Genomic DNA, 8,042 nt, shown 5'->3' on the forward strand with positions numbered 1-8,042 from the left:
TAAACGGAGGACACGGCAGTGCCGTTTCCCTACCGCGATCATTTGTCGGGAAACGGCACTGCCGTGTCCTCTATATCATTCCGGTGCAGCCGGAATTGATATAACCAATAACCAACAACAAAATTTTAGGGCCTAGCATATCGGATGCCAGACCCTAAAATAGTGGTAAATTAAGTTGATTCAAGTGGATTTTTAGCTCTGCTGAGTTTCAGCAAACTACAACTAAGGTGGACTTTTTGGCAACTACTCTGCGGACGAGCTAGCTATCAGCGGAGTCTATTCAGACTTCTGTGTTTGACTGTGCGATCGCAAATTTTGATTCATGCAATAGCCTCAAGCTATCTAACAAATCCCGATCGCAATATCAACCTTTCTTTGCTAATAAGCTACACGGTTCAGGCGTTGCCTGCGGACTAGAGCCGATCGGGACAAATACTCTAATTCCAAATTTTTTATCCAAGTTTTTTGTGCTTCTTGGTTTTGCCCCTCATGTTTTTAAGTTAACACCAACTCCGCGCATGAGAATACTTTGTTTACCAAACTTGACACTTTTTGACGTGCAGAAATACTTCCAAAAGCGATTATTAACAATTTGTACGATCGCCCGATACCGCAACGTGCATAGCCGGCAGTATTGGCTTGCTGTCAACGCAGCAGAGCTTCCCAAGTTGCGCGGCCGACAATGCCGTCTGCTGGCAGTTGATATTGTCGCTGAGCCGCCTTGACAGCAGCTTGAGTTTCCGGGCCGAAAACGCCGTCAGCACTCACCCGCAAAAATCCCTTGGCCCGCAGCCGTTCTTGCAAATCTCTGACTGCCGGCCCGCGCATTCGTCTTCTTAAAACTGGAAAATTTGTTGGCTGCGCTTGGGGGTTAATCTCTGAGTTGTCGGCAGTTGCGGGACTGTTGGCGATCGGGTTTTCGATCGCGCTAGCTGCAGGAAACAGCCGGTTCCAAGTATCTTGACCGACTATTGCGTCTGGAGCGATGCCTGCTGCTTCCTGGAACTCAGATACAGCTCTAGCGGTGCTTTGCGAGAAAATCCCGTCTACAGTGCCAGTATAAAAGCCCAACAATTGAAGAGCAGCTTGGAGTTCGATCACTTCCGATCCGCGGCTGCCCAATTTGATTGCGGGGCGGACGATCGCACCTGTTTGAGCGATCGGGCTGTTGCTGTTACTCTGTTCGGAGGTAGGTAGCTGTGCTGCAACAGGAGTAGGGGCGATCGATCCCATTGCCAATAAACCGCACAAACTCCAGCCGAAGAGCAAACTCGGAACCTCGCGGGCGTCATTCCAGCTTGCTGTCAGGTTTCGGGACATTGGGAATTCGACCTCTGCAAAACTGGTAGCGATCGTACATCAAATCTGGAAAAAATTGGGAATTTCGGCATTGGGAATTGGGCATGGGGCATTGGGAATTGGGCATGGGGCATGGGGCATTGGGCATGGGGCATGGGGCATGGGGCATGGGGCATTGGGCATTTCTGATTCCCTGCCCTTCCCTTTCCTAAAAATAATTTATCCCCTGAAATAGCTGCAATTGGCAAAAAAACTGCTAGATTGCCCTACAGAAAACATTGAACCGCGTTCATTGGGCCCCAGCAACACCATGTCCGAATCTAGCAACCCCCCCAGAACCGCCAGCCAAATAGACATCGGCAACGTCAACATCGGGAACTTCCAAGTCGGCAGCATCAGCGGCAACAAATACAACGACTTCAACGCCAACGGCCGCCCCGATCCCTCAGAAGTGCCAATTCCCAACTGGCAAATCTACCTCGACCTCAACAACAACGGCCAGCCAGAGTTTAACGAACCTTCCACCCTCACAAACCCGCAAGGCAACTACATCTTCGCCAACCTGCCGCCGGGCACTTACCAAGTTAGGGAAGTCCAGCAGCCCAACTTTCGCCAAACTACCCCCAATCCCGCACCCATCACGATTACCAGCGGGACAAACGCTGGCAATATCAATTTTGGCAACAACTTTAACGCAGGGACGATCGCAGGCACCAAATTCAACGACATCAACAGCAACGCCCGCCCAGATCCAGGGGAACCACCGCTAGCTAACTGGCAAATTTACCTCGACCTCAACCGCAACAACAGGCTCGACGGCAACGAACCTGTTACTTTGACCAATGTTCAGGGCAATTACGCTTTTGTCAATATTCCCGCAGATACATATTTGGTGAGAGAAGTCCAGCAACCGGGTTTTCTTCAAACTACGCCCGACCCCGGCCCGGTTAACGTTACTTCCAACGCCACTGTCAACAACATCAATTTTGGCAATGTCTTTTTTGTCGGCAGCATCAGCGGTCTCAAATACAACGACCTCAACGCCAACAGCGTCAGAGACGCGACAGACCCGCCTCTGACCAACTGGCAAATTTACATCGACCTCAACGGCAACAACAGTCTAGACCCGGGCGAACCCAATACCATCACCAACCCCGAAGGCAATTATACTTTTGCGAATGTTTCCCCCGGCCGGTATTTGGTGAGGGAAGTCCAGCAACCGGGATGGGTACAGACTACGCCAACTCCAGGCCCGATCGACATTACCGGCAATACTAACGCTGTCGGCGTCAATTTCGGCAACAATTTTCCGACCGGCAGCATCAGCGGTTTCAAGTTCAACGACCTCAACGCTAACGGTATTAACGAACCGACGGAACCGAGAGTTGCCAACTGGCCGATTTACCTCGACCTCAACAACAACAACGCCCGAGATCCGAACGAACCTTCGACTTTAACGAATCCCCAAGGTAATTTCTCTTTTATCAACTTGCCCCAAGGCAGCTATGTTGTTAGGGAAGTCCCGCAGCCCGGTTTTCGACAAACCACGCCAAATCCGACTCCCATCACCGTGGGTAACGGCACAAATGCCACTAATCTCAGCTTTGGCAACGTGTTGGTAACGGGTACGATCAGCGGTGTGAAATTCAACGACTTTAACGCCAACGGCCGCCTAGATCCGGGGGAACCGCCGATCGCCAACACTCAAATTTACATCGACCTCAACAACAACAGCAGTTTAGATCCGGGCGAAGCGAGTACCTTAAGCGATGTTCAAGGCAATTACAGTTTCCGCAACGTTCCGGTAGGTAGTTATGTTGTCCGCGAAGTTCCGCCGCCCGGTTTCATTCTAACGACTCCGCCTGCGCTGGTTGTTGTCTCGGCAGAGATTCGGGCCAGCAGCATGGATTTGGTGACGGGAGATTTGGTTGCGGGAGATGCTGAGGTTAGGTCGGCTAAATCCTTGAAGGACGAGGACGACCTGCTGACGAATGCTAGCAGCTATGCGGGACTGGAACCTGCGGGCAATATTGGGGCGGATAGCTTGCTTTTGAGGGCGGGTCGTGATAGTTATCAAATTAGTGAATTTTTGGTCGCCGATCGACCTGTTACGAATTTAGGCAATATTCCTAACTTTGGGCAACAGAATGTCGGTCTGGAGCCTAAAGCACAAATCGGTGAATTTGTCAATAGAAATGAATTAATTAATGGGGCGATCGGGAAATCGGTCAGCACTGTGGGTGCTGCATGATTTCTAGGTTATTGAGGGTGACACAAAGCTCGATCGCCCCGAATCCCAAACCGCAGATCAAAATCAGGAAGAGGTTAAAGGGCGATCGCGTGATACCCTATTGTTGGCAACCTCCAACACTCAAGCCTAAGTTCCGGCAACTCCGAAGCTGGCTTGTATATTGGGTGCAATATTCAGAGGCAGTAGCATCTCTGTGAGTGAGAAACTATCAGACAGTTCCCCCAACCCCGATCGGCGTATTTGCAGGCAAAGCAAGTCATATCAAGTCCGGTAGCTCGATCGCTCATAGTTCGCTGTGTTTGGCAATCGCTGAGGCTGCGATCGCCCACCACAGCGAACCATGACAAACAAGAACGATGCCGCCGGACTTGATATCAGGGGGGAGAAGTCAGTCTTAGGCTTTTTAAAGCTCGAAACAGCAAGTATGTACGGACAGAGAAGGCGTGCAAATCCTGAAGATGTTGCCCTCAAATTGCCAGGGTTCTTCAAAACCTGATATACTTGCCAGCGACAAAGCTTGAGGCATTGTTGTGTTAGATGGGGAACATTACCTCAAGTGCAGACGTATGTAAAATCGAGTAGCGGTTGTCAGCTATTAGTAAAAACTACTCAGCAACTTACAACCCATACAGTAGTCTGTAATTTACGTGGATTTAGGTGTGAAGGAGAGAAATCATGACAGATTTAACTAACGAAGAGCAAGAGCGCAGTGCCCAGCAACTACAGCCAGTTGTGGTTGGGAATACTGGCCCGGCAATTCTAGGGATCAAGTTCAATGACCGGAACGCGGATGGCATCAGACAGCCGGGTGAAGAAGGTCTCCCGAATATCCCCATCCTCCTCGAATCAGCAACAAGCAGCAACGGTACGTTCAATGCTGGTACTGGGGAAGCCTTAACCACGACGGACGCTAACGGTGCGTTCTCATTCATAAATCTAGTCCCTGGGAATTACGTACTCACGGAAACGGCAATACCTGCTGGCTTCCGCACCACTACTCCCAATCCCCTCGCTGTGACTGTTGTTGGAGACAGAAATGTCAACGTTTTATTTGGCAACACCGCAGTTACAGGCAGCCGGATCGTAGGATGCAAATACCTAGACATAGATGCCGACGGCTTTCGAGATGGGAATGAACCGGGCATTAAAAACGTCAGGATATATATTGATTCAAATGGCAACGGCCAACGCGATGCAGGGGAAGCCAACACCTTAACAGACAAAAATGGTCGATGGGCGTTTAATGTAGATCCCGGAACCTACAAGATTCGGGAAGAACGGATCAGACGACAAGTTAGTTCTGTGACCGGAGTAGAAGTCAACGATAACCCTCCGAACGCAGAACCCTTAGAAACAAACGATTTTCCCCAAAGCACTCCGCCCGACAACGTTCCCGTACTGGACGTGACGGTAGCAGCCGGTCAAACCTTTGCCTGCGCTCAAGTTGGCGATACTCCGCTGTATCAAATTGAAATTAATAAATTTCAAGACATAGACCGCAACGGCTCGCGAAATATTGTCAGTGGAGTCTTGGAACCAGCCATTGCCCGAGTACCCTTCATTTTAGATGTGAACGAGAACGGTCGCTGGGATCAAGGCTCTGAACCGATCGCAATCACGGATGCCAACGGAGTGGCTACCTTCAAGAATTTGCGAGCTGGCAATTACCAAGTGTTGGAAATTTTTCCATCTGTACTGCCTGCAGAAGTAGGTGGCGGTGTCCCAGGCAATTTAAATTTTCCAGTAGGAACCACTCCCAACCCCACTCTGGTTTCGGCACCAGGGCCGCAGGCGCGATTCCAGGCTACGATCAGCAGAGAGCAACCGCTGATCGTAGCAGACTCAACCTATACGCTGAAACCAAACGACCCTAAATTCGTAGACAACAACCGCGACGGCCTTCAACAGGCAGGTGAAAGATCGATTGCTGCAACAGGTGAGCGACCGATTTTTGCAGCGCCAACAAACACTTTGCCAGCGCCTAACCCCCAACCATCACTTACCTTTTCTCCTGTGGGAGTTAATCAGGGCGTTGGAGATAATAGCGGTGTTGGCAACACTCGACCGAACATCAATATCTTCAAATACAATGATTTGAATGCAAACGGTCGCTACGAACCAAATCAGGGTGAATTGCCAATTAGCGGTGTCACCGTCTTCCTCGATGCCAACAATGATGGCACTCCCAGCACTGGAGAACAGCAAATCACGACAAATGACCAGGGTAGAGGAGCCTTTACCAACTTGCCCACAGGCAACTATGTTGTCAGGGAAGTTGCACAGGCCAATTTCTCGCCTTCTACTGCCGATCGCGTTGATGTTACCCTCAATCTTCAGGATGCCAACGTTACCTTTGCCAACACGCGGAACAGCAACATCACCGGGTGCAAGTTTGAGGACTTCAACCAGAACGGTTATCGAGATGGCAATGAACCAGCTATTTCTGGTGTCACCATTTTTATCGATAGCAATGGTGACGGTCAGTTGCAAGCAACAGAACCCACTACTACTACCGATCAGTTTGGTACTTTTGCATTCACCAATTTGCGCCCCGGCACTTACAGCATTCGAGAAGTAACACCCCCTGGTTTCTTCCAAACAACTCAACCGGTGGATGTTGTTCTCGGTGCCAATCAAACCTTTACTTGCGCTTTAGTAGGCAACTCTCGGTTCTATGACTTGTTGGTTCCTAAGTTCCGAGATGACAACCGCAACGGTATACAGGATACGGGGGAACAGCCGCTTGCCAATATCCCATTTACTTTGGATTTGAACCGCAACGGCCGCTACGATGCTGCGACTGAGCCGCTGGTGAGAACTGATGCTACTGGTATCGCTCGGTTTATTGATTTGTTGCCCGATACCTACTCGGTTTTGGAAGTTTTCGATGCGAGCGTTCAGAACCCGTTCCCGATCCCGACTGGGCCTAACCCGGTTAGCTTTGACGTGCCGGGCCCTAACACAGTGCCTTCGCCAGCAAGACCGTCGCAAACACGAAGTGGTGCTAGTATCGATTTGCTGACAGGCGATGATACGGGTACGGTAAGTGCTTCTAGCGTCGATGATATTGTGACTAACGGCGGCAGCTTAGTCGCTCAACAAGACAGCAATGTTAACAACTTCTTAGTGCCTGAGAGTGCGGGTGTTAGCAGCTTTGACTTTGAGGCGTTGAAAGACTCGATGAGTTCGCTGATTGCAGCAGTAACGACAACAGAAGATACAACTCTCGATAAATCCAAATTACTGTTGGGCGCTCCTACTCAGACTGCCTCTTTAATGTTAAGTTGAGTCTCTAGTTTGAGACTCAGCAATTAGCAGCTAGCTTTTTTAAACTGCACGTCAAATCATGTTTTGGCGTGCTTTTTGCTGTTTTGACAATTATAACAATTGGTTTCGATCGCCCGAACTGTCTTTAGTAGTAGGGCGCGATCGGCAAAAAGAACGATTCCCTACTCCAATAAAACCTTTATTTATAGAGGTAGAAGTTAGAGGAATATGTTATGCCAACTCAACAACAAACTAATCCGGCTCAACATCAAGAACGGCAACCGGGCATTGAATCCGAGATGACCCCGCAACCTCAATCCTTCGCCGAGGGATACCGCGGCAGCGACAAATTGCGCGGCAAAGTAGCCTTAATTACCGGCGGAGACAGCGGTATCGGGCGGGCGGTGGCGATCGCCTTTGCGAAAGAAGGCGCAGACGTGGCGATCGCCTATCTTAACGAAGATGAAGATGCTAAAAAGACCAAAGAGGCGATCGAACAACAAGGCCGCCGCTGTATTGCGATCGCCGGCGACATCGGCGAAGAAAGCGTCTGCCAAAATCTTGTAGAACAAACAGTTAAAGAATTTGGCCACCTCGACATCCTCGTCAATAACGCCGCCGAACAGCATCCCCAAGAAAGCATCGAAGACATCACCGCCGAACAATTAGAGCGCACCTTCCGCACCAACATTTTCTCAATGTTTTACCTGACAAAAGCCGCCCTAAAACACCTAAAAGAAGGAAGTGCAATTATCAACACTACCTCAGTCACCGCTTACAAAGGCAACCAACAATTGTTAGATTACTCCTCCACAAAAGGAGCAATTGTTGCCTTTACCCGCTCTTTGTCTCAAAGTTTAGCTGAGCAAGGAATTCGCGTCAACGGAGTCGCCCCCGGGCCGATTTGGACGCCTCTAATTCCTGCAACTTTCCCTGAAGAAAAAGTTGAGAAATTTGGTGCAGACACGCCCTTGGGACGCGCCGGTCAACCCGATGAAGTTGCCCCCAGTTACGTGTTTTTAGCTTCAAAAGATTCGTCTTACATGACGGGTCAAATTTTGCATCCCAACGGCGGTTCTGTGATTAACGGATAAGATTTGGCGCGACTTGATATATAACCGCATTTTTTAGGTGCGGGTTTCATATCGTTTCCGGTTGCATCGGAATAATATATTTGGATAATGTCAGTGCGAGCGTCCCCGCTCGCGGCGTGGCTCGCGAGCGG

The 8,042-nt window shown here is 49.9% G+C and carries 6 protein-coding genes; 5 read left to right on the plus strand and 1 reads right to left on the minus strand.

Annotated features, from left to right (window positions below; genetic code table 11):
• Positions 1–645: 645 nt before the first annotated feature.
• On the minus strand, positions 646–1,320 hold the full coding sequence (locus QUA02_RS32400) for a peptidoglycan-binding domain-containing protein (RefSeq protein ID WP_333033824.1): 675 nt from the start codon (positions 1,318–1,320) through the stop codon (positions 646–648).
• A gap of 289 nt (positions 1,321–1,609) precedes the next feature.
• Between QUA02_RS32400 and QUA02_RS32405 the strand changes: the two genes are divergently transcribed.
• The 5 genes from QUA02_RS32405 to QUA02_RS32425 all read left to right on the plus strand — a co-directional run bounded on the left by QUA02_RS32405 (position 1,610) and on the right by QUA02_RS32425 (position 7,911).
• On the plus strand, positions 1,610–3,550 hold the full coding sequence (locus tag QUA02_RS32405) for an SdrD B-like domain-containing protein (protein ID WP_333033825.1): 1,941 nt from the start codon (positions 1,610–1,612) through the stop codon (positions 3,548–3,550).
• Positions 3,551–3,747: 197 nt separating this feature from the next.
• Complete coding sequence (locus tag QUA02_RS32410; protein ID WP_333033827.1) at positions 3,748–3,894, plus strand: hypothetical protein; 147 nt, start codon at positions 3,748–3,750, stop codon at positions 3,892–3,894.
• Complete coding sequence (locus tag QUA02_RS32415) at positions 3,891–4,046, plus strand: hypothetical protein (RefSeq protein WP_333033828.1); 156 nt, start codon at positions 3,891–3,893, stop codon at positions 4,044–4,046. Before QUA02_RS32410 ends, QUA02_RS32415 begins: the two co-directional genes overlap by 4 nt.
• Positions 4,047–4,225: 179 nt before the next feature.
• On the plus strand, positions 4,226–6,838 hold the full coding sequence (locus QUA02_RS32420; protein WP_333033829.1) for an SdrD B-like domain-containing protein: 2,613 nt from the start codon (positions 4,226–4,228) through the stop codon (positions 6,836–6,838).
• Positions 6,839–7,050: 212 nt separating this feature from the next.
• Positions 7,051–7,911, plus strand: a complete 861-nt coding sequence (locus QUA02_RS32425; RefSeq protein ID WP_333033830.1) for an SDR family oxidoreductase — start codon at positions 7,051–7,053, stop codon at positions 7,909–7,911.
• The last annotated feature ends 131 nt before the right edge of the window (positions 7,912–8,042 follow it).

This window comes from Microcoleus pseudofavosus SVA1_A4, assembly GCF_036700565.1.
In the GTDB taxonomy this organism is placed as follows: Bacteria; Cyanobacteriota; Cyanobacteriia; order Cyanobacteriales; family Microcoleaceae; genus Microcoleus.